General features: G+C 39.7%; 22 protein-coding genes, 4 tRNA genes and 1 riboswitch. Of the genes, 21 read left to right on the top strand and 5 right to left on the bottom strand.

Annotated elements, in window-relative coordinates:
• The first annotated feature begins 396 nt into the window (after nt 1-396).
• From LI112_RS10540 to LI112_RS10475, 14 genes are all read left to right on the top strand, one after another.
• Nucleotides 397-1,068, top strand: a complete 672-nt coding sequence (locus LI112_RS10540; RefSeq protein ID WP_227190678.1) for a helix-turn-helix domain-containing protein — start codon at nt 397-399, stop codon at nt 1,066-1,068.
• A gap of 487 nt (nt 1,069-1,555) precedes the next feature.
• Nucleotides 1,556-1,954, top strand: a complete 399-nt coding sequence (locus LI112_RS10535; protein WP_156341621.1) for a helix-turn-helix domain-containing protein — start codon at nt 1,556-1,558, stop codon at nt 1,952-1,954.
• Between the two features lie 343 nt (nt 1,955-2,297).
• Nucleotides 2,298-2,921, top strand: a complete 624-nt coding sequence (locus tag LI112_RS10530; RefSeq protein ID WP_156341622.1) for a VanZ family protein — start codon at nt 2,298-2,300, stop codon at nt 2,919-2,921.
• A gap of 250 nt (nt 2,922-3,171) precedes the next feature.
• Nucleotides 3,172-3,315 (top strand): hypothetical protein, encoded by a 144-nt coding sequence (locus LI112_RS10525; protein ID WP_173690091.1) that lies wholly within the window; start codon nt 3,172-3,174, stop codon nt 3,313-3,315.
• Nucleotides 3,316-3,386: 71 nt separating this feature from the next.
• Nucleotides 3,387-3,806, top strand: coding sequence for a nuclear transport factor 2 family protein (locus tag LI112_RS10520; protein ID WP_154304157.1), 420 nt, complete (start codon nt 3,387-3,389; stop codon nt 3,804-3,806).
• A gap of 319 nt (nt 3,807-4,125) precedes the next feature.
• On the top strand, nt 4,126-5,037 hold the full coding sequence (locus LI112_RS10515; RefSeq protein WP_138344387.1) for a LysR family transcriptional regulator: 912 nt from the start codon (nt 4,126-4,128) through the stop codon (nt 5,035-5,037).
• Nucleotides 5,038-5,053: 16 nt separating this feature from the next.
• The gene (locus LI112_RS10510) at nt 5,054-6,058 is read left to right on the top strand and encodes an RluA family pseudouridine synthase (protein WP_138344388.1); all 1,005 of its coding nucleotides are present in this window, start codon (nt 5,054-5,056) and stop codon (nt 6,056-6,058) included.
• Entirely contained in the window at nt 6,039-7,379 is a 1,341-nt protein-coding gene (locus LI112_RS10505) for an MATE family efflux transporter (RefSeq protein WP_227190677.1), read from the top strand. Before LI112_RS10510 ends, LI112_RS10505 begins: the two co-directional genes overlap by 20 nt.
• Before the next feature lie 59 nt (nt 7,380-7,438).
• Nucleotides 7,439-7,921: a CinA family protein gene (locus tag LI112_RS10500; protein WP_022388613.1), complete on the top strand. Its 483-nt coding sequence runs from the start codon at nt 7,439-7,441 to the stop codon at nt 7,919-7,921.
• A 62-nt stretch (nt 7,922-7,983) separates the two neighbouring features.
• Nucleotides 7,984-9,342, top strand: coding sequence for a M20 family metallopeptidase (locus tag LI112_RS10495; RefSeq protein ID WP_129795625.1), 1,359 nt, complete (start codon nt 7,984-7,986; stop codon nt 9,340-9,342).
• 190 nt (nt 9,343-9,532) lie between these two features.
• Complete coding sequence (locus LI112_RS10490; RefSeq protein WP_227190676.1) at nt 9,533-10,192, top strand: esterase; 660 nt, start codon at nt 9,533-9,535, stop codon at nt 10,190-10,192.
• Nucleotides 10,189-10,818, top strand: a complete 630-nt coding sequence (locus LI112_RS10485) for a methylated-DNA--[protein]-cysteine S-methyltransferase (protein WP_005427245.1) — start codon at nt 10,189-10,191, stop codon at nt 10,816-10,818. Before LI112_RS10490 ends, LI112_RS10485 begins: the two co-directional genes overlap by 4 nt.
• A gap of 53 nt (nt 10,819-10,871) precedes the next feature.
• A riboswitch (Fluoride riboswitch) is annotated at nt 10,872-10,951 on the top strand.
• Between the two features lie 49 nt (nt 10,952-11,000).
• Complete coding sequence (locus LI112_RS10480; protein ID WP_227190675.1) at nt 11,001-12,176, top strand: sodium:proton antiporter; 1,176 nt, start codon at nt 11,001-11,003, stop codon at nt 12,174-12,176.
• A gap of 99 nt (nt 12,177-12,275) precedes the next feature.
• On the top strand, nt 12,276-12,752 hold the full coding sequence (locus tag LI112_RS10475) for a pyridoxamine 5'-phosphate oxidase family protein (RefSeq protein WP_227190674.1): 477 nt from the start codon (nt 12,276-12,278) through the stop codon (nt 12,750-12,752).
• 137 nt (nt 12,753-12,889) lie between these two features.
• On the opposite strand, the gene LI112_RS10470 is transcribed toward LI112_RS10475, so the two are convergent.
• Both LI112_RS10470 and LI112_RS10465 read right to left on the bottom strand, forming a co-directional pair.
• Nucleotides 12,890-12,960, bottom strand: a tRNA-Trp gene (locus LI112_RS10470).
• 71 nt (nt 12,961-13,031) lie between these two features.
• Nucleotides 13,032-13,119 (bottom strand) — tRNA-Ser (locus LI112_RS10465).
• Between the two features lie 179 nt (nt 13,120-13,298).
• Here LI112_RS10465 and LI112_RS10460 point away from each other — a divergent pair.
• From LI112_RS10460 to deoD, 4 genes are all read left to right on the top strand, one after another.
• Nucleotides 13,299-14,231 (top strand): serine O-acetyltransferase, encoded by a 933-nt coding sequence (locus tag LI112_RS10460; protein ID WP_118393357.1) that lies wholly within the window; start codon nt 13,299-13,301, stop codon nt 14,229-14,231.
• A gap of 159 nt (nt 14,232-14,390) precedes the next feature.
• Nucleotides 14,391-14,461: transfer RNA gene (locus tag LI112_RS10455), tRNA-Gly, on the top strand.
• Nucleotides 14,462-14,466: 5 nt separating this feature from the next.
• Nucleotides 14,467-14,539 (top strand) — tRNA-Gly (locus tag LI112_RS10450).
• A 65-nt stretch (nt 14,540-14,604) separates the two neighbouring features.
• Complete coding sequence (deoD, locus tag LI112_RS10445; protein ID WP_118051169.1) at nt 14,605-15,318, top strand: purine-nucleoside phosphorylase; 714 nt, start codon at nt 14,605-14,607, stop codon at nt 15,316-15,318.
• Here the strand turns inward: deoD and LI112_RS10440 are convergent, their stop codons facing one another.
• Nucleotides 15,319-15,534: a DUF378 domain-containing protein gene (locus tag LI112_RS10440; protein WP_005427251.1), complete on the bottom strand. Its 216-nt coding sequence runs from the start codon at nt 15,532-15,534 to the stop codon at nt 15,319-15,321. It lies immediately after the preceding gene.
• Between the two features lie 83 nt (nt 15,535-15,617).
• On the bottom strand, nt 15,618-16,715 hold the full coding sequence (locus LI112_RS10435; protein WP_005427252.1) for a DUF5067 domain-containing protein: 1,098 nt from the start codon (nt 16,713-16,715) through the stop codon (nt 15,618-15,620).
• A gap of 231 nt (nt 16,716-16,946) precedes the next feature.
• On the opposite strand from LI112_RS10435, the gene LI112_RS10430 reads away from it, so the two are divergent.
• From LI112_RS10430 to LI112_RS10420, 3 genes are all read left to right on the top strand, one after another.
• The gene (locus LI112_RS10430) at nt 16,947-17,879 is read left to right on the top strand and encodes an alpha/beta fold hydrolase (protein ID WP_005427254.1); all 933 of its coding nucleotides are present in this window, start codon (nt 16,947-16,949) and stop codon (nt 17,877-17,879) included.
• A 61-nt stretch (nt 17,880-17,940) separates the two neighbouring features.
• Entirely contained in the window at nt 17,941-19,512 is a 1,572-nt protein-coding gene (malQ, locus tag LI112_RS10425) for a 4-alpha-glucanotransferase (RefSeq protein WP_117998381.1), read from the top strand.
• A gap of 21 nt (nt 19,513-19,533) precedes the next feature.
• A complete protein-coding gene (locus LI112_RS10420) occupies nt 19,534-20,010 on the top strand; it encodes a DUF308 domain-containing protein (RefSeq protein ID WP_117753985.1) in 477 nt (158 codons plus the stop codon).
• Nucleotides 20,011-20,034: 24 nt separating this feature from the next.
• Here LI112_RS10420 and LI112_RS10415 read toward each other — a convergent pair whose 3' ends face one another.
• Nucleotides 20,035-20,565: a VanZ family protein gene (locus tag LI112_RS10415; RefSeq protein ID WP_173898972.1), complete on the bottom strand. Its 531-nt coding sequence runs from the start codon at nt 20,563-20,565 to the stop codon at nt 20,035-20,037.
• Nucleotides 20,566-20,604: the final 39 nt, after the last annotated feature.

Genomic DNA, 20,604 nt, shown 5'->3' with positions numbered 1-20,604 from the left:
ACAGTTTCTAGGTACTATGACATGTATGCGCAGGGCGGTGTTACATATACGCCCTTTATGAACGCCTAAAGGCGTTCCCTTTCTTCCTGTGTCTGATCCGTTCTTAACGCTCACGAGCCTTGTAAGGCTCGTGGCTAAACGGAACAGCCCCAGTCAGAAACCTTATTTTCTGTCTGATAGTCCATGCTTATTCATGCTATCAAAGTGAAAATACATCTTTTCTATGCTTACTCAAGCGTGTGATTGACCCTAGCGTGCTTAATCACTCTATCTGATACGATAATAACGCCATTAGAATTACTTGTCAAGAAGTTTTTGTTGACTTTTCGATATATATTAAGTATGATATGCTTATAAATACCAAAAAAGCAATGAAAGGAGTGTTTATACTAAGTCATGGAGCATTACGAAAAGAAAATCAATTTCTTAGGAGAGAACATACAGACCATAAGGAAACACAGAGGAATGAAACAACAGGAACTGGCGGACAAAATCGGTATCAATATGCAGAGCCTTTCTAAGATTGAACGTGGCGTGAATTATCCTACCTTTGATACGCTGGAAAAGATAATGGACGTGCTGGGAGTAACACCCAATGAATTATTGTCGGGAGAATGGAAGTATATCGACCACACCGAGCCTTACATCATGGATATTATCAAACGGGAACAGGACTTTAATGTTTCCTTAGATTATCTGTCTGAAAATGAATTTTTCAATGATGAAAAAGAATACAGATTTTACAAGGTATATAAACTCATACAGTATATTCATAACTACATTACCAATGAGGTTACGGAGTTGGAAGAACTTATGGAAATCAAGCAGTTGATACAGCGTCAGAAAATAGAACGCATGATGAAAGTACATAAGGAAATGCGAGGGTTAGACCGATACAGAGAACAACCGAAAGAATACAAATATCACAATCCTTATGATGACTGGATATTCCGTCAACTTGCAGATATTGATAACAGAAAAAACATTCCTAATACTTCTCCACAAGTAGATTTTAATGAGGGAGATTATGAAGATTATCTAAAGGCGAAATGGAACAGAGGTCTTTGATTTCCTCTTGCATGGAAGATACAGCAAACAAAAAGCCCAGTAAAGAGTGCAAAGCACCACCAATGGTGGCAAGGCTCTTGACAGGGCTTTTTCTTTTCTGTGTTAGATAATCAAGAGGAGATAAAGGAATGGAGCACCTGAATTGGAGTACTTCAATTCAGGTGAAAGAACATCAAAAACTTTGATTACAAATACTGTACATAAATTGATATGTAAAGACAAAGGATATTGCGTTGAAGAATAAGGGTAATCAGAACGCAGGCAGTCCACAGAACCCTACACCGCAGGGACAGCCGAAAAAAATAGGATTGTTGGATAGATTTTCATTGTAGCGGATATATGGTAATGGTATAATTTGAATACAAAGCACAAAATCTTCAAAAAGTGCTTTCGCAACCATTAGTTGACAAATTACCATGTGCAATATGTAGAATTGCAACTATATTGTTTGATAGAATATGACTAAATAAAGAAAGGAGCAGTTCACATGAATATATCACAGAAAATTCTATTACAAAGAAAAAAGAAAGGAATTTCTCAAGAAGATTTAGCTAATGCTTTAAATGTATCTCGGCAGGCTGTTTCTAAATGGGAAAGTTCTCAGAGTGTTCCAGATATGGATAAGATAGTTGCATTGAGTAGTTACTTTAATATTACAACAGATTATTTATTGAAAGATGAAATTGAAACGATAGATGGTGCAGATAATTATTCCAGCAAGAATGTTGATATGCAAATGTTAAATAAAGAATTATCAGAGAATGACTTTCAAAATATACGATATGAAGCTGAAAAGAAAAAACACACTTCATATTGGTTGCTGATAATTGCTCCATTTATTATGATACTTATTATATTCATATTTTATTATGGTTTCTATCGTTAGTATTTCTTATTCATATTTATTCAAAGCAGTTAGTCTTAGGATTGACTGCTTTTTTCGTACCAAGAAAGAGTGATTGATTTATGCGTATGTTTTGGAACAAAGGACACCGTATTAAAGCTAGCGACAAGGAACATATACCGTATGAACAGTCAATTTTCTAATACGATAATTTTTTATTGTAGCGAATACATGGAATTGCTATAATATGAGTATGTAGAATAAATAAAATTTTAAGAAAAATTTTCGATTTTTCGTTGGATAATTTTTAATTTTTGCTGTTATCTTTATGGAAGAAACGGACTGACAAATATATGTAATGAGTTCATGTAAAGGAGTGAAAAATATGTTACCAATTTCCGATATTCTTATTCGTTCAATAAGTGGGTATGTGTTTATAATTCCAGTTCTTATATTGTATTTTTTTGTGTTAAAAAAATCGGGACGAAAACAAAGTGTTTTTCATATTATCGCTGTGTTTGTGTTTTGTTATTATTTATTTGGAATTTTAACTGTAACAGGTATTGGTTATACAAGCACAATATCATTTCGTCCAAAAATTTCTATAATTCCATTTTGTGGTATGATAAGCGGACCAATAGATACCATACTAAATCTTGTTTTATTTGTTCCTTTGGGCTTTTTCTTACCATTACTGTATAAAAAGTATCAGCATATAAAGAATGTTACCTTAACTGGCTTTCTGTTTTCCTTATCTATTGAAATTGTTCAGATGTTTGGCTGGGGGGCAACAGATATAAATGACCTTATCATAAATACTGTAGGAGCATGTTTAGGATATTTGATATATTATCTGCTATCAAAAATTTTACCCATCAATTTTAGAAAAAGGCTTCAGTCCGAAAATGTTAATGACATGGTCGAAATAATGTTATATACAATTTATATATTTATAGTTATGATTACAGCTCAACCATGGGTAATTCATAGTTTACTCAATATCGGATAAAAGTGAGTATTGATTATGCTTCAATCAATAAAATTGTAATTTTGACAACTTAATATTACTACAAATAGAGCAGTTAATATAAAGATTGACTGCTTTTTTCGTACCAAGAAAGGAATGATGAAATGATGTGCTGTTAGAGCTGTTCAATAAGATTATCGGTGCATAAAATTTTATTGTGGTGCTGATACGAGAATGGTATAATATGGATATGAAGAAAGCGACATATTAGAAGTTGTGGAGGTGGTCAATTATGGAAAAAAACCAAAAAGAAAATTGGATAATAGCAATCGCCGTTGCTATCATTTATTTAACAGTAAGTATTCTCTTTGATTTATGGGCTTTTTCTTGGATTATATGGGTTGCCTATGCAATTTATAGATTTATCGTAAGATAGTTGACTTCCAGCTTGACAATTTTATATCCATATATACAAGGTAGTTAGTCTTAGGATTGAGGTGTTCTATTATGAATGAGAGAGAAAAAATCATTCACTTATGGTTCGATATGTGGCTTAAACAGCAAGATTTAGGAATGGATAGAATTTTCACAGAAGATGTTGTTTATACGGAAAGCTGGTGTCCTAAATATGAAAACCTTAAAACAGTAAAACATTGGTTTAGCGAATGGAATACTCGTGGTAAAGTTATTATTTGGGATATTAAGCAGTTCTTTCATAAGGGAAATCAAACTGTTGTAGAGTGGTATTTTAAAAATGAAATGAATACAGGAAGTATTGAAGAATTTGACGGTATTTCCTTAATTGAATGGACAGAAGATAACAAAATCAAATCATTAAAAGAATATGGTTGCAATTTGAATAACTACAATCCATATCAGCACAGCGAGAACCCTCAATTTAGAGATGAAAAAATAAGCTGGTTTTAAAACTTAATCAAATTATATCTATACACACAAAGCAGTTAGTCTTAGGATTGATTGCTTTTTAACAAAAGACACCGTTTAAGTGTTAAAGGTGTCTTTTTAGTGCTATTTTATTGTCATATCAAGGCTCATTCAATCGTGGTAAATTCGTGGTAAATTGAATAATTTTCTATACTTCAAAGTGCTTGAAAGTATGGTGTTTATGCGGATAATCAAAAATCAGATATAAAATTTTATATAAATAATAGATATTTCCTATATATGCAAAATGACTGGAACAGAACAATTCTATAAATACGATTCCATAGAGGAGAGAGGGAAAATGACGATTCGGCATTTGAATATTTTTGTTGCAGTGGCAGATTATGGTTCCATGAGTGCAGCTGCAACACATTTATATTTATCTCAGCCAACGGTAAGCCAGGCGATACGGGAACTGGAAAAACATTATAATGGTTTGCTGTTTGAACGCCTGGGGAAAAAGCTGTATCTTACAGAACGGGGGGAACTTCTTCTGCCGAGAGCAAGAGAACTGGTCCGCCAGTTTGAGGAAACAGAAGAATTGATATTGAATCAGGGCCAGTCATTAACCCTGAAACTGGGTTCAACGATCACAGTAGGAACCTGTCTGACTCCGCGTTTGATTCCTGAACTTCAGAAAAGTTGTCCTGATGTAAAAGTTTCTTCGTATGTAAGCAACACGAGAGCGATTGAACAGAAATTACTGCGTTCTGAGCTTGATGTAGGAATTGTAGAAGGAGAAATTTATTCTCCTGATCTTCATGTGCTTCCAATCGTAGATGATCGCCTTGTTCTTGCAGTGGGGAAAGAACATCCTTTTTATTTAAAAAAAGTATTGCATGTGCAGGATCTTGAGCAGGAACAGTTTGCAATGCGAGAACAGGGGAGTGGGACACGGCAGTTGTTTGAAGATTATGCGACACGGCATCAGATTTCTTTTCAGACAGTATGGGAGGCAAACAGCCCTGGAACATTACTTAATGCCGTGCTTTATGATGGTGTCCTTTCGGTGATGTCTTTGCGGCTGATGTATCACGAGATCAGAAATGACAGTATTCATGTTTTTCAGAATGAAAATGGCGAGTGGAATCGGAAATTTAAACTTGTGTATCACAAAAATAAATTTCTGACGCCTGTGGTCCATGAACTGGAAAGAATCCTGCATTCCTATCGAAACGTAGAGATACCGGAAAATGCTGGAATATTGAGATAAATACGAAGGGAAGTTTATGAAAAAATATCTTACGATAACAGTAAGGGAGCAGATGCAGGGAATGACTGTTGAAAAAGTCCTTTATGATTATCTGGAACTGACCAAAAAGCAGGTCAGTCGTGCAAAATTCCGCCCGGATGGTATTTGCAAAAATAAAGTACAGTGCAGAGTAACAGAGAAAGTTTCTATGGGAGATGAGATTTGTATATGCCTGGAAACAGATGAAATACAGTCTGCACAGCTGGTTTTGGCAAAGATTCAGGGAGAGAGACTGCGTATTTTGTATGAAGATGAAGACATACTGGCAGTAAATAAACCGGCAGGAGTGTTAACGCATCCGGCGGGTATGCACTATAGTGATAGCCTGGCAAATCAGGTTGCTGCATATTTTCAGGAAAGAAATCTTTCAGTCTGTATACGTCCAATCGGCCGACTGGATAAGGAAACATCCGGAATCGTTTTGTTTGCCAAAAATCAGGTTGCAGCACAGAGATTGCAGGAACAGCGTGAAACAGGAGTCTTAGAAAAACAGTATCTTGCTTTGGTGGATGGAAACCTGCCGAAGGATCAGGATGATATTTGGCATACGATAGACTTTCCGATTAAAAAAATTGGGAATCATCCGCTTCGAATGGAAGCAGTAAAAAAGAGCAGCAGTGCAGAAAATGAAAAATACATTGCACATCAGTTAACTGATTATATAAATTGTTTTCAGGCAGTGACACATTATCATGTCCTTTACAGTACGGATAAATGGTCGGCAATAAAGTTAAAACTGGATACAGGACGGACGCACCAGATTCGGGTGCATATGCAGGCAATTGGACATCCACTGCTTGGTGATTCCATATATAATACATCAACAATGAACCGAGAACAGTGTACAATTTATCGTGCAGCATTACATGCCTGGAAAGTAAGACTTCGACAGCCATTCAACGGCAGGAAGATAGAACTGGAGGTACCTGTGCCGGAAGATTTTAAGAAATATGGAGGTTTTTATGTCAGCTCAAGTTCATGATATGACCAAAGGATCTCCGGCAAAACTGATTCTGCTTTTTGCAGTACCGTTAATGCTGGGGAATATTTTTCAACAGTTGTATACAATGGTGGATACGATTGTTGTTGGCCAGGTTGCCGGTGTACAGGCACTTGCAGCGCTTGGCGCAGTTGAGTGGATCATGTGGATGACACTTGGAGTTTCTACCGGTGTTACGCAGGGATTCTCAATCCTGATCTCGCAGCATTATGGGGCAAAGAAATGGAATGATCTGAAAAAGACAGTTGCCCATAGTTATCTGCTTACCGCAGTGACGGCTACACTGCTCCTTCTGATCAGTCAGCTTGCTGCCAGATGGCTCCTTGTTCTGTTAAATACACCGGATAATATTATTGGAATGTCACTGATTTATCTCAGAATCGTATTTTGCGGGATTCCGATCGTAGCGGCCTATAATATTTTTGCATCTGTGCTGCGGGCACTTGGAAACAGCAGGACACCGTTGATCGCAATGATTATTGCAGCTTTTATCAATGTAGTGCTGGATCTTATTTTTGTCGCAGGTTTTAACTGGGGTGTGGCAGGAGCTGCACTGGCAACCGTTACCGCACAGGCTTTTTCTGCTTTTTACTGTTTCCTTAGTGTTCGTAAAATTGAAATCGTACATACAGACAGGGACGATTTTGCAAAAGTCCCAGGGTTGAATCGAAAATTATTTGGACTTGGAGCGCCAATTCTGTTTCAGAACGTGATCATTTCTGTGGGTGGGCTGGCTGTTCAGTTTGTTATCAATGGATATGGATTTTTGTTTGTTGCCGGTTTTACTGCGACAAATAAACTTTACGGAGTATTGGAGATGGCAGCAATCTCTTACGGCTATGCAGTGGTCTCCTATGTCGGACAAAATCTGGGAGCTGGAGAGATCACGAGAATCAAAAAAGGAGTTCATGCGAGCTCGTTTCTTGCCTTTCTTACATCTGCGTTTATCAGTATAGTGATGTTTCTTTTTGGAAAGACGCTGCTTTCGATGTTTATTTCCGGAGATCCAGAGCAGACAAGTCAGGTACTGGCAATCGCCTGGCATTATCTTTCTATTATGGCATCCTGCCTGTGTATCCTTTATTTTCTGTATGTATATCGTTCTGCATTACAGGGGCTCGGAAATACCATGATTCCGATGTTGAGCGGAGTGGTAGAATTTTTTGTCAGAGTCGGTGTGGCACTTTTACTACCGAAACTGATTGGTCAGAATGGGATTTTCTATGCAGAGATTGCAGCGTGGACAGGAGCTGCTGTTTTGCTGATGATCAGTTATTATATCAACATTCGCAAATTTGCCTGATGCATGAAAATTTGCTATAATCGCATCAGAAATTTTGATGGGATCGGGAGACAGAAAATATGGAACAGACACAAAAAGACAATATCATTAAGAAGTTGATTGATACACATACAACGGTTTCCACGATGGAGAGTTGCACGTCAGGTATGATTGCATCTACGATCACAGATACAGAAGGAGCATCTGCAATCTTTCCGGGAGGATATGTGACATATCTGAATGAAACGAAAATTTTCATCGGCGTGGAGGAAGAAATCATCCGAAAGTATGGTGTGTACTCAAAAGAATGTGCCGAAGAGATGGCGAGAACCGTGCAGGAAAAAATGCATACAGACATTGCCATTGGAATAACCGGGACGACCGGAAATATTGATCCGAATAATGCAGACAGTATGCAGGGAGTTGTGTATTTTTGCATTCGCGTAAAAGATAAAGAAAATACTTTTGAGGTGCATGCAGAGGTTGCAGGAATGAATCGGCATGAGATCAAGCAGATGTATACGGATATGGTATTTGAAAAACTTCAGACACTTGTGATCTAGGATAAAAGAGTGTATATTGTAGAAAGAATTATAGTAGAAAATATAATCTGGAGGAAATGATAATGAGTATCAAAGAAGAAATTCATGGATTAACAGATGAGATGCTGACAAATCTCGGAAGACTGGTTGCAATTGATTCACAGCTTGGAACTCCGTCAGAAGGGAAACCGTTTGGGGAAGGTCCGGCCAAGGTACTGGAAGAGGCACTTAAGATTGCCGATGAACTTGGGTTTAAGACTGTAAACCTGGACAATTACTGTGGATATGCTGAAATGGGCGAGGGCGAAGAAATCGTTGGTATTGCCGGACATCTTGATATTGTACCGGTTGGTGGAGACTGGACTTATGATCCATTCAAACTGACCAGAGAAGGTGACCATGTCTATGGACGTGGAACTACAGATGACAAGGGTCCGGTTCTGGAAGCACTTTATGCAATGAAACTGCTTCGTGATTCCGGCGTAAAACTCAATAAGAGAGTTCGTTTGATCATGGGATGCAACGAAGAAACTGGATCAAAATGTATGGAACATTATAACGAAGTTGCAGAAGAAGTATCCTGTGGTTTCACACCAGATGCGAACTTCCCGTGCATTCATGGTGAAAAGGGAATGGTGATGATGACAGCATATTCTAAGAACACCAGGATTATTTCCATGAATGGTGGCTTTGTTTCTAACGCTGTCTGCGATACCTGTAATACCGTTGTTCCGGCGGAAGCAGGTCTGAAAGAAAAACTGGAAGCAGCTCTTGCTGAAACAAAACTTCAGGAATACAAAATAACAGAAGAAAACGGTGAGATCAGTATTTACGCAAAAGGTGTTCCGGCACATGCCAGCACACCGACTCTTGGTGTTAATGCAGCAGGTGTGACATTTGAATGCCTTGCAAAAGCCGGATTCGAAGATGACTTCGTAAAATTCTATAATGAACATATCGGAACGGCATGCGATGGCTCCGGACTTGGTCTTAAATTTGAAGATGAGTACGGAGAACTGACTCTGTGCAACGGAATTGTTAAGACAGAGGACGGAGTGGTTTCCTGTACGATCGATATCCGTGTACCGGTTACTCTTAAGGGAGACGAAGTACGCAAGATGTGCGAAGACAGACTGGAAGATGAGAATGGACGTATCGAGATCCATATGATCGGTGATTCCCTGTTTTTCCCGAGAGAATCCCCGCTCGTAAACGCTCTGTACAAGGCATATGTAGATGTGACCGGCGATACAGAAAACAAACCAATGGTAATCGGTGGTGGAACTTATGCGAAGTCACTCAAGAACATTATCGCATTCGGACCGGAAATGCCGGGAATTGATTATCGTATCCATGGGGCAGACGAATTTATTCTTGTATCAGGAATGGAAGAAGCTGTGCTTGTATATATGGAAGCAATCAAAAATCTTCTTGCAATTTAATCAAATGAGGATTTGTGATATCTGTTCTGACAATGAAAGACAGTTTTCTGTTTTTGCAATCCTGATCTGGCAGATGAAATGTCTTTAAGCAGGATTTTGTCTGCGTAATCAAATAATATAAATGGGTAAAAAATCTGACAGAAATGGAGAATTAAATTATGGAGTTGTTGCGGATAGAAAGGTCGGTATAATGCACGTTTACAGATATGGAAACATGGAGGCAGATATTGTTCTAATTCAGTTGGTTGGTAATCATGATATATCTGAAATCAAAGATGAAGTAGCAGAAATTCAGCATCTGACCTCTATGGATTTTGAACTTATTGCAGTGAAAGTTGATGATTGGAATAAGGAATTGTCCCCATGGAAGACTCCTGCCGTATTTGGAAATGAAGATTTTGGAGACGGAGCGGTACAGACATTGGAAGAGATTTTGCTATTATGTTCAGATAAAAGTAAAACGTATTATATTGGGGGATATTCTCTTTCAGGGCTGTTTTCATTATGGGCTGCCTGTCAGACAGATCTGTTCTCCGGGATTGCGGCAGCATCGCCGTCTGTCTGGTTTCCGGGATTTATAGATTATATGAAAGAGTATAAGATAAAGAGTAAAAATGTATATCTTAGTCTTGGAAATAAAGAAGAAAAAACTCGAAATCCTGTTATGGCAAAAGTAGGAGACTGTATCAGAGAAGGGCATGCATGGATAAAAGCAGAAGGAGTGAACTGTACGCTTGAGTGGAACCAGGGGGGACATTTCAAAGAACCGATGACTAGAACTGCGAGGGCATTTGCCTGGGTGATGCAGCAAAATAGAAACGAAAGCAGAGTAGAGAAGGAGCATCTATGAAAACACGTGAGGAGGTATTGAAATTTGGTCTATCCTTTAAAAATGTATATGAGGAACGCCCGTTCAAAGACCAAAACTGGCAGTTGGTGCGCGTGAAGGAAAGTAAGAAAGCATTCCTCTGGATCTACGAAAAAGACGGATATATCAATCTGAATGTCAAGGTAAATCCGGAGTGGCGTGACTTCTGGCGATCGGCGTATGATGCCGTGATTGCAGGTTACCACCAGAATAAAGAGCACTGGAATACCATCATTTTGGACGGAACTATACCAGATAAAGATATCAAAAGAATGATCGCGGAAAGCTATGATATCATCACAGACAGCCCGACAAAACGAATATACGAGGCAGTCAAAAAGATTCCAAAAGGTCATGTCGCAACCTATGGAAAGGTTGCAGAGATGGCAGGTAATGCGAAGATGTCAAGAGCAGTGGGAAATGCTCTCCACAAAAATCCGGACCCGGAACATATCCCGTGTTTCCGAGTTGTGAATGCGAAGGGAGAACTTGCGGGGGCATTTGCGTTTGGCGGAGAACAAACGCAGGCAAAACTTCTTGAAGAGGATGGAGTAGAAGTAATTGACGGTAAGGTTGATCTGAAGAAATATGGAATTGAGATGATTTAGAATAAATCCAGTTTTTCTTGCGAAAGAGCAGTTTGTGTGTTATCCTTATCAAAAAATATAAAGAGAATGAGGTTCTCCCTAAGTAATAAAATTACTTAAACCGCTTATGAAAGCTGATGACTTCTGCGAGTAAATGAACGCAGAGAGTGTCAGCTTTTTCTGCGTATATGAGGAGGAAAATTATGTTATTAAGTATTTCGCTGATTCTTATTTTAGGGATGTTTATGGGATGGATATGCCAGAAAATCAAATTGCCGAGTTTGCTTGGCATGCTGATTACTGGTATTGTTCTGGGACCATATGTGCTTAATCTGTTGGATGACAGTATTCTTGGAATATCTGCAGAACTTCGTAAAATAGCATTGATCATTATTCTCACAAGAGCAGGTCTTGGACTGGATCTATCTGGGCTTAAAAAGATTGGAAGACCTGCTGTTCTTATGTGTTTTGTGCCTGCGTCTTTTGAACTGATCGGCATGATTTTGCTGGCACCAAAATTAATGGGATTAACCGTATTGGAGGCGGCTATTATGGGGGCAGTACTTGCGGCAGTTTCACCGGCTGTTGTTGTACCCAGAATGGTGAAGCTTATGGATGAAGGCTATGGAGTAAACGAAGGAATTCCACAATTGATTCTTGCAGGTGCATCCGTTGACGATGTGTATGTCATAGTTCTGTTTTCTACCTTTGTTGGGATGATGCAGGGGGAAGGTGCTTCCATACTTAAGTTTGTCAATATTCCCATTTCAATATTCTTGGGAATTGCAATAGGATTATTAATTGGAGTTTTGTTAGCATATTTTTTTAAGAAGATGCATATTCGGGATACGTCAAAGGTTCTTATTATTTTGAGTATTTCGTTTTTACTTGTAGTAATGGAAGATAAATTGTCAACTCCAATTACATTTTCAGCATTGATCGCTATTATGTTTATCGGCATAGGATTACAGAAAAAGAGGGAAACTGTTGCAAAAAGACTTTCTGTAAAATATGGAAAGCTATGGGTTGCGGCAGAAGTCTTTTTGTTTGTGCTTGTAGGAGCAACGGTAAACATCGGATACCTTGGAAAAGTCGGAGTGAAGGCTCTGATTGTTATTATTGGTGCATTGGTATTTAGAATGTTTGGCGTATTTGTATGCCTGTTAGGAACAAGTCTTAAAAGAAAAGAAAGGCTGTTTACGATGCTGGCATATACACCGAAAGCAACTGTCCAGGCTGCAATTGGGGGGATTCCGCTTGCATTAGGTTTTTCCTGTGGAGATCTGGTACTTACAGTGGCGGTTCTTGCGATAGTACTTACGGCACCGTTGGGGGCATTTGCCATCGATTTGTCGTATAAGAAATTATTAAATAGATAGCATCATTGGAGAGGGAATTAAAGAAAAACATGTGTAAGGAAAAAGAGTAGTGACACATTTTATTCAATAAAATTTTGTTTGTGAATGGAGAGAAAAGCAATGTTCAGACCGATTCGAAGAAAGAAAAAAGAAATGGATATTGATGCAGCAAAAGAACTTCTGCAGTGCAGCAGACGAGGGGTGCTTGCAGTAAATGGGGATGATGGATATCCTTATGCAGTCCCTGTCAACTATTTTTATGACAGCGATGCAGGAAAAATATATTTTCATGGAGCACGTGCCGGTCACAAAGTCGATGCCTTGAAAGCCAGCGACAAGGTATGCTTCACCGTTTACGGAAATGAAACTGTAAAAGAAGAAGCATGGGCACCGTTTGTGCAGAGCACGGTTGTATTTGGCAGATGCCATCTGTTGGAAGAAGGCACAGAAGCAACAGAGATTCTTAAGAAAATCGCCAGGAAATACTATCCGAATGAACAACTGATCGATGAAGAAATAGAACGTTCGGGAAAAGCTGTACAGCTTTTTGAGATAGAAATTGAACATATCAGTGGTAAAGAAATTCAGGAAAAGTAAATCAAACCAAATATTAGTTTGTCTGGTATCGAACTCAGGGTACCAATTTTGATACCCTGAGTGGTACCCTGCCCTTTTCGGGCAAAACAAAAGAGCCTGAATGCCATGATTTTAAAGGCTTTCAGACTCCTAATGAGCAGGGGATGAGAGAATCGAACTCCCACCAAAGGTTTTGGAGACCCCTATCATACCATTTGACCAATCCCCTGTATTATTAAAATAATTGCAAATTTATCTGCAACAAATCAAATTATAGCAGATATGCTGAAATTTGTCAAGCGGAGATGGAGGGATTTGAACCCTCGCACCGGTTACCCGATCTACCGCATTTCGAGTGCGGACCCTTCAGCCACTTGGGTACATCTCCATGTCCTGAAAATTGTCTCAAACATGTTTATTATATAAGCAGTTTGTCGAAAGGTCAATTCTTTTTTTTATTGACGTGAAAAGAATCCTATAATATGATATAAGGAAAGATATCCGCAGAGTAATAATACATCAGGTATTAACATCTTTGCAGAAATTGCGGAAAGAGGTTTGGATTTTATGAACAGAAAAAAAGATGTGATTCTCAGGGCCACTGTGGCTTTGACTGAAAATTATAAAAAAGAAGAGTTATTTATGCCAAAAAATAACAGAGAACTTCCAAGCAGGGCAGCAGTGATCGATGTTGTCAAGGAACTTCGTTCCGTTATTTTTCCGGGTTACTTCTGGAATGATTCGGCAGCAAAGGTATTTCCGGAATATTTTGCGGGATACCGTCTGAATGATCTTTATGACAGACTCAAGGAACAGATTGAAATTGCTCTTTTATATGCACAGCCGGAATTAGAACAGGAGGGCGCAGAAGAAGAGGCAGACCGTATCTGTGCAGGCTTTTTTGAACAGCTTCCAGAGGTGCAGCAGCGTCTTCTGAAAGATGTGCAGGCGGGATTCGACGGTGATCCGGCTGCCAAGAGCAAAGAAGAAATCATATCATCGTATCCTGGATTGTTTGCCATTTATGTATATCGCCTGGCTCATCTTTTATATAAAGAAGAAGTTCCGTATATTCCGCGGATCATGACAGAATATGCACATGGTAAGACCGGAATCGATATTAATCCGGGAGCAACGATTGGAGATTACTTCTTTATTGATCATGGTACAGGTGTGGTAATCGGTGAAACAACTGAGATCGGTCGTAATGTAAAACTATATCAGGGAGTAACTCTTGGGGCGCTTTCTACGAGACAGGGCCAACAGTTGGCCAATGTGAAACGTCATCCAACGATCAGGGATAATGTGACAATCTATTCCAATGCGTCTGTACTTGGCGGAGAAACGGTTGTGGGAGAAAATACGATCATTGGAGGTAACACATTTATTACAGAATCTGTTCCGGCCAACACCAAGGTCAGTGCCAAGAGCCCGGAATTGGTGATCAAGAAATCTCGCAGTGCAGTATCCAAAACAGATGTCTGGGATTGGCAGGACTGATTTTCAAAACTGACAAAACAATACAAAATAACAGAAAAAAATATAAAATAAAAATAATTTAAAAAAATTAAAATTACCTGTTGACAAACTATGAGTTATAAGATATACTCAATATCGTTGAAGCGAGCGGATACAAGCGTGACGCGAGAACAGCGATATGCGGGTGTAGTTCAATGGTAGAACACCAGCCTTCCAAGCTGGATACGTGGGTTCGATTCCCATCACCCGCTCTTATGCGATAGTGGCGTAGTTGGTAACGCGCGACCTTGCCAAGGTCGAGACCGCGGGTTCGAGCCCCGTCTATCGCTCTTAAGGACTCTGAGTTTTCAGAGTCCTTTTTTTCTTTATATAAAAAAGTAAGGAGGAATGAAAGATGCCAGTACCAACCCCTCACATTGAAGCGAAAAAAGGTGAGATTGCTAAGAATGTTCTGATGCCAGGAGATCCTCTCCGTGCGAAATATGTAGCAGAACATTTTTTAGAGGATGCCAGACTGGTCAACCAGGTCAGGAATGTATATGCTTATACAGGAACATATAAAGGAAAAGAACTTACGGTTATGGCTAGTGGAATGGGAATGCCGTCTATCGGTATTTATTCTTATGAACTGTATAAGTTTTATGATGTGGACAATATCATCCGTATTGGTTCGGCAGGCGCTTATACGGACAGACTTGCTGTATACGATGTAGTTCTTGCAGACAGCGCGTGGAGTCAGTCCAGTTTTGCGAAAGTGCAGAATGGGTGTATGGATGATGTGTTGTACCCATCTGAGTCGCTGAATACCAGAATCCTTGATGTGGCGCATTGCTTGCAGATTCCGCTTAAGACTGCGCGTATTCATTCCTCTGATGTTTTTTATACAGAAGATAATGTGGATGGTTATAAAGAGATAATCAAGAAACACCAATGTGAATGTGTGGAAATGGAAAGCTTCGCACTGTTTCACAATGCGAAGCTTCTTGGCAAAAATGCGGCGTGTCTTCTGACTATTTCAGACTCTTTTGTGACACATGAGGAATTATCTTCATTGGCGAGACAGGAGTCTTTTGAAAATATGATGAAGATAGCCCTGGAAGCATGCTGATCAGGAAGAAGTTCTGTCCTGTTCAACCAGACCATAAAAAGAAAGCAGATAGAGCCCGCAAAGGCCGACCAGTCCATAGATGATTCTGGAAAGCAAACTCATACTTCCAAAAAGAAGAGCCACAAGATTCAGGTTGAAAAAACCAATCAGCCCCCAGTTGATGGCACCGATTACAGTGAGTGTCAGTGAAAAGTATTGTAAAAATTTATTTCCCATAAGTCACCATCCTTTCATAGTGCTAGTATGGCAGGATAATAAAAAAATATTCGCGGCAGAGCAGATCTGTCGCGAATATTTTTTTACTGTAATTTAATTGTCTGTGAAGTGACATTGCCCCCACCGAAAGCAAATGCCTCAGATGCTTCCAGAGTAACATCAGATTTATCATTCAGAGAGAATGCGTAGCAGACGGTTACTGTACTTCCTGGTTCTACTTCGGCAATATAATTGTCAATCGCAGGTTCATCTTCTTTTGGAACAGCCGGTGAAAGCTTTTCTCCATTCTGCTTTGCAGAAAGCTGAACATCAACTAATGCACTGGATGAGGAACTGCTGTTGTTTGTATAGTCACAGTACAATAACAGACAGTCAGAATCATCAATTGCCTGTGTGACACGAAATTCTTTCAGGCGAAGTGTGAAATGATCATTGTCCATATCAATGCTGGTAGTTTCAGCTGGTGTGACAGTTGCTTCGACACCTGCGTTTTCTGAATTGTTCATTTCAGCCAGGGATTGATTGATCTCATCCTGAACGTTTGTGAAGTTCGCAGACATAACTTTTACGGTGTCGGCATCCAGAGAAACAATTTTCCATTTTCCATCTGCTTCTATTAACGGATAAGTGATGTCGATGGATGTGAATTTATCTTCTACGCTACCTGACTTTTCCTCCAGAAGTGAAGCTAGTTTCTGCTGTGTTTCTTCTTCGGTTAAAGTCGTGCCGGAAAATGCTGTGGAAACAATCTGTTTCAGAAATTCTGAGATGGTTTCTTTGTAAATATCTGCACCATCAATGTAATTGATGTGAACAGTTACAGATGCAGTGCCGTTCTGAATATGAAAATTGGTTTTGCCGATTTTGTAGGTCATCTTCTCATTGATCTTCTTGAAAAATGAAGAGTAAGCATCACTGGTGATATCTGCATTGTCAAGAGCAGACATATCATTGCTCTGCAGAAGGTTTTTCATTCCGTCAAAGTTCATGGCGCGCATATTTTCCAGAAAATCTTCTGTTGCGGAAATTGGTTTCTGGCGTTGCATAAAATAAAATCCAGTGCCGCCGGCGACAGCAAGAATGAGGATGATCAGAAAAATGATCCACCCCTTTTTCTTTTTTTTCTTACGTCTCGGAGCAGCGGATTGTTCTTCATATACTTCCTGATTATTAGTATCCATACTTCCTCCTTATGAAGTTGCCTGGTTACGTTTGAAATTGTAACCGTATTGTTGCGCAATAAACGCATGCTTATCATTAACTCTTTTATTATAGCAGAAGGCGACGTTACTTGACAAGGTCATTTACGGACTCTAAAATGAGATTATAATGAAATACAAAATAGAAGCAAAAACAAAAGAGAAGTGACTGTAGCTCAGGAGGGGAGAGCGAAGGTCGGATGGAGGGAAAATATGGCGATAAAATATGAAGGAAGTTTTCTTTCAGAGGCAGATACACTTGAGATTTCGGTACTTTGCCTGATGCCGGAACCAGGGATAAAACCACGGGCAATCGTTCAGTTGGTGCATGGAATGAGTGAACATAAAGAACGGTATATCCCATTTATGGAATATCTGACAGACAAAGGTTATATAACAGTGATTCATGATCACAGAGGACATGGGAAAAGTGTTTCGGATAAAAAAGATCTGGGATATATGTACGGAGGCGGAGCAGATGCAATGCTGAAAGACGTCCTGACGGTGAATGAAGAAATCAGACGCCATTTTCCGGAATTGCCGCTGATTTTGTTCGGGCACAGCATGGGGTCACTTGCAGTAAGAGCATTTGCTGCAAAACATGACGACTGTATGAATATGCTGATCGTCTGTGGTTCACCAAGTGAAAATAAAGCAAGACCTCTTGGAAAAGCAATTGCGAAGGTACAGGGAAAACTACTGGGCTCACATCATAAGAGTAAAATTCTGGAAACCATGTCTTTTGGAACTTATGCATTGAAATTTAAGGATGAGAAAAACAAAAATGCATGGATATGTTCTGATCCGGCAGTTTATGAGGCTTATACAAAGTCTGATCTGTGTGGATTTACTTTTACAGATGATGCATACATAGCACTGTTTGATCTGATGAAAAAAGCATATGACGTACATAGATGGACCTGTACCAGACCAAAGATGCCTGTATTGTTTATCAGTGGGGCGGAAGATCCGTGCCTTGGAAATGTACGGAAATTTGCAGGAGCGGTCCATGCCATGCGAAGAGCCGGTTATCTTGACGTGAAGGGGAAATTATATCCGGGAATGCGCCATGAAATTTTGAATGAAAAAGGAAAAGAAAAAGTCTGGCACGATGTATTTGTATATATGAAGAAAAAGGGATTTTAAAAATGTATCAAATCTGATATAATCTTTTTTGTGAAAAATTACCAGATTTGGAGGAGATAAAATGAGAGCAAGCGGCATTTTGATGGGGATATCCAGTATTCCGTCAAAGTATGGAATCGGATGTTTTTCAAAGGAAGCCTATGATTTTGTAGATCAGCTTGAAAAAGCAGGACAGCAGTACTGGCAGATACTTCCACTGGGACCGACAGGGTATGGAGATTCTCCGTATCAGTCTGTTTCTACATTTGCAGGGAATCCGTATTTTATTGATCTGGAGGAACTGATCAAAAAAGAACTCCTGACCAAAGAAGAATGTGAGGCCTGTGACTGGGGTGGCAGTGAATCTTATGTTGATTATGAAAAAATATATCTTTCCAGATATAAACTGCTCCGCAAAGCATATGAAAAGGCAGATCTGAAGACAGACCCGGATTATGCGGAATTTTTGAAAGAAGAAAAAGACTGGCTGCAGGATTATTGTCTGTTTATGGCAATCAAGAATGATCAGAAGGGAATCTGCTGGATTGACTGGCCGGAAGAATTAAAGGATCGTCATTCAAAGGCAGTAAAAGAGGCAGAGAAAGAGCTGGCAGAAGAAATAGAATTTTATCGTTTCCAGCAATATTGTTTTACCACACAGTGGAGAAAACTGAAAGCATATGCAAATAAGAAAGACATCAGTATCATTGGAGATGTGCCAATCTATGTGGCTCTGGACAGCTCTGACGCATGGGCAAATCCGGAAATGCTACAGTTTGACGAAGATTATGATCCAAAGGCAGTTGCAGGATGCCCTCCAGATGCTTTTTCAGCAACCGGACAGCTGTGGGGAAATCCATTGTATGACTGGAAGGCACTTAAGAAAGACGGTTATGGCTGGTGGGTGCAGCGAATGACACACTGCCTGGAACTTTATGATGTAGTCAGAATCGATCATTTCCGTGGATTTGATGAGTATTATGCTATTCCGTATGGGGACAAAACTGCTGAGAGGGGAAAATGGGAAAAGGGTCCGGGAATGGATCTGTTCCATACACTTGATAAAAAAATCAAAGACCTCCGAGTGATCGCAGAAGATCTTGGTTTCCTGACAGAAAGTGTTCTGGAAATGCTGAAAGAGAGCGGATATCCGGGAATGAAAGTGCTTCAGTTTGCGTTTGATGGAAGTGAAGATAGCAGCTATCTTCCATACAAATATGATCACAACTGTGTAGTTTATACAGGTACACATGATAATGAGACCACAAAAGGCTGGTTGGAAAATCTGCAGGGACATGATCTTAAATTTGTCAGAGAATATATCAACTGTTATGAACAGCCGGTCAATGACTGTGTATGGGCACTGATACGTACAGCACTTTCAAGTGTAGCTGATCTTGCAGTCATTCCGATTCAGGATTATTTGTGTCTTGGAAATGAAGCCCGTATGAATGCTCCGTCTACATTCGGGGATAACTGGAAATGGCGGCTTACTGCAAATCAGATTTCGGAAACAACGTTGTATCATATGAGAGAAGTGACCAGGATTTATGGACGTCTCGCAAAAGCATCTGAAGAAAAGGAAACTGATGAAATTGCGAACGCAGAGGAAGAACGGCAGGATAATGACCAAAATTCTAAAATAGTTGAATAAATGCGTGAGAGGAGAGGCAGGATGGAAGAACAGAATAAGAATCCTGAAAAGAAGGAGAACGAAGTGCAGACTTCACAGGAAAATACCCCACAGAATGCGACACCTACCAGAAGCTATGTACTGATGATTCTGGCAGGATGTTATCTTTTGTATACGGGGTACAGATTGTGTAAAAATGTCATCGATGGAGTTGACGGTGGCAGCTGGGGCTTTTTTGCGGCAGGAATCGGTTTCCTGATCGTGGGAGCGGTAATGCTTTTTATTGGTGGTAAGAATTTTATCAAACGAGATAAAGAAAAACGTGCGATGGAAGAAGCTGCCAGGGCAGAAGAAAAAGCGGCAGAGCCGGAGAAAACGACAGAGAAAAAAACGATGAGTATTGCGGAACGTGCGAGACTGGCTTCAAGTCTTGAAGAGTCAGAGAGCGAAGACAAAACAGAGAAGCCGGACGAGTCAGAAACGGCTGATATAGCTTCAGAAGAAAAAACAGAGGAGTAAGTATTCAAAAAGCGTCGCAGAATGTTATCTGCGGCGCTTTTTGCGTGTTTTTTTCTTATTTTTGTGTGAGCCGGAAGGGTTATGCAGGGTAGACCAGCAGAAAAGCTGAACCAAAATGATTCCGATCAATGCTCCGGAACTGTCAATGCAGACATCTCTGACAGAAGGACTTCGTCCGGAAACAAAAGATTGATGGTATTCATCCAGCCCTGCGAAGCCTGCACAGAAAATACCGGCGAGGAGAAATAACCAGAACCCTCTCACTCGATATACATAAAGCGGGAAAGAAACAGCCACGGCAAGAAGAAAATATTCAGTCATATGAGCTGCTTTCCGAACATAAAACTGAATGGAATTGGCCTCATAATTCAGCTCATCATAACTTTTGCCTTCATGCAGGATCTCGCTTTTGGTTTCTACGATATTATAACTGATCTTGTAACTTAATTCCCCGGACACCTCCCCGGTCTGGGCTGAAAATGAAAAGATCAGATACATCATAAGCAAAGCTGGTATAAAAGATAATGGTTTTAATAGTGTGATCAGTATTTTCATTGCTTTAAATATAGCAAAGGGGGAAAAGATTGTCAACTG

The organism is Blautia sp. 210820-DFI.6.14, assembly GCF_020558815.1.
In the GTDB taxonomy this organism is placed as follows: domain Bacteria; phylum Bacillota; class Clostridia; order Lachnospirales; family Lachnospiraceae; genus Blautia_A; species Blautia_A obeum.
The sequence above is the reverse complement of the archived record's forward strand: the minus strand, read 5'-3'. Positions and strand labels throughout refer to the sequence as shown.

Bases quoted from the DNA above. Each gene is read 5' to 3' on its own strand.
- LI112_RS10435 (WP_005427252.1), bottom strand. From the start codon at position 16,715: ATGGATACTAATAATCAGGAAGTATATGAAGAACAATCCGCTGCTCCG.
- LI112_RS10420 (WP_117753985.1), top strand. From the start codon at position 19,534: ATGGAAGAACAGAATAAGAATCCTGAAAAGAAGGAGAACGAAGTGCAG.
- LI112_RS10430 (WP_005427254.1), top strand. From the start codon at position 16,947: ATGGCGATAAAATATGAAGGAAGTTTTCTTTCAGAGGCAGATACACTT.
- LI112_RS10515 (WP_138344387.1), top strand. From the start codon at position 4,126: ATGACGATTCGGCATTTGAATATTTTTGTTGCAGTGGCAGATTATGGT.
- LI112_RS10480 (WP_227190675.1), top strand. From the start codon at position 11,001: ATGTTATTAAGTATTTCGCTGATTCTTATTTTAGGGATGTTTATGGGA.
- LI112_RS10460 (WP_118393357.1), top strand. From the start codon at position 13,299: ATGAACAGAAAAAAAGATGTGATTCTCAGGGCCACTGTGGCTTTGACT.
- LI112_RS10510 (WP_138344388.1), top strand. From the start codon at position 5,054: ATGAAAAAATATCTTACGATAACAGTAAGGGAGCAGATGCAGGGAATG.
- LI112_RS10490 (WP_227190676.1), top strand. From the start codon at position 9,533: ATGCACGTTTACAGATATGGAAACATGGAGGCAGATATTGTTCTAATT.
- LI112_RS10525 (WP_173690091.1), top strand. From the start codon at position 3,172: ATGGAAAAAAACCAAAAAGAAAATTGGATAATAGCAATCGCCGTTGCT.
- LI112_RS10440 (WP_005427251.1), bottom strand. From the start codon at position 15,534: ATGGGAAATAAATTTTTACAATACTTTTCACTGACACTCACTGTAATC.
- LI112_RS10495 (WP_129795625.1), top strand. From the start codon at position 7,984: ATGAGTATCAAAGAAGAAATTCATGGATTAACAGATGAGATGCTGACA.
- LI112_RS10540 (WP_227190678.1), top strand. From the start codon at position 397: ATGGAGCATTACGAAAAGAAAATCAATTTCTTAGGAGAGAACATACAG.
- malQ (WP_117998381.1), top strand. From the start codon at position 17,941: ATGAGAGCAAGCGGCATTTTGATGGGGATATCCAGTATTCCGTCAAAG.
- LI112_RS10415 (WP_173898972.1), bottom strand. From the start codon at position 20,565: ATGAAAATACTGATCACACTATTAAAACCATTATCTTTTATACCAGCT.
- LI112_RS10475 (WP_227190674.1), top strand. From the start codon at position 12,276: ATGTTCAGACCGATTCGAAGAAAGAAAAAAGAAATGGATATTGATGCA.
- deoD (WP_118051169.1), top strand. From the start codon at position 14,605: ATGCCAGTACCAACCCCTCACATTGAAGCGAAAAAAGGTGAGATTGCT.
- LI112_RS10520 (WP_154304157.1), top strand. From the start codon at position 3,387: ATGAATGAGAGAGAAAAAATCATTCACTTATGGTTCGATATGTGGCTT.
- LI112_RS10535 (WP_156341621.1), top strand. From the start codon at position 1,556: ATGAATATATCACAGAAAATTCTATTACAAAGAAAAAAGAAAGGAATT.
- LI112_RS10485 (WP_005427245.1), top strand. From the start codon at position 10,189: ATGAAAACACGTGAGGAGGTATTGAAATTTGGTCTATCCTTTAAAAAT.
- LI112_RS10500 (WP_022388613.1), top strand. From the start codon at position 7,439: ATGGAACAGACACAAAAAGACAATATCATTAAGAAGTTGATTGATACA.
- LI112_RS10530 (WP_156341622.1), top strand. From the start codon at position 2,298: ATGTTACCAATTTCCGATATTCTTATTCGTTCAATAAGTGGGTATGTG.
- LI112_RS10505 (WP_227190677.1), top strand. From the start codon at position 6,039: ATGTCAGCTCAAGTTCATGATATGACCAAAGGATCTCCGGCAAAACTG.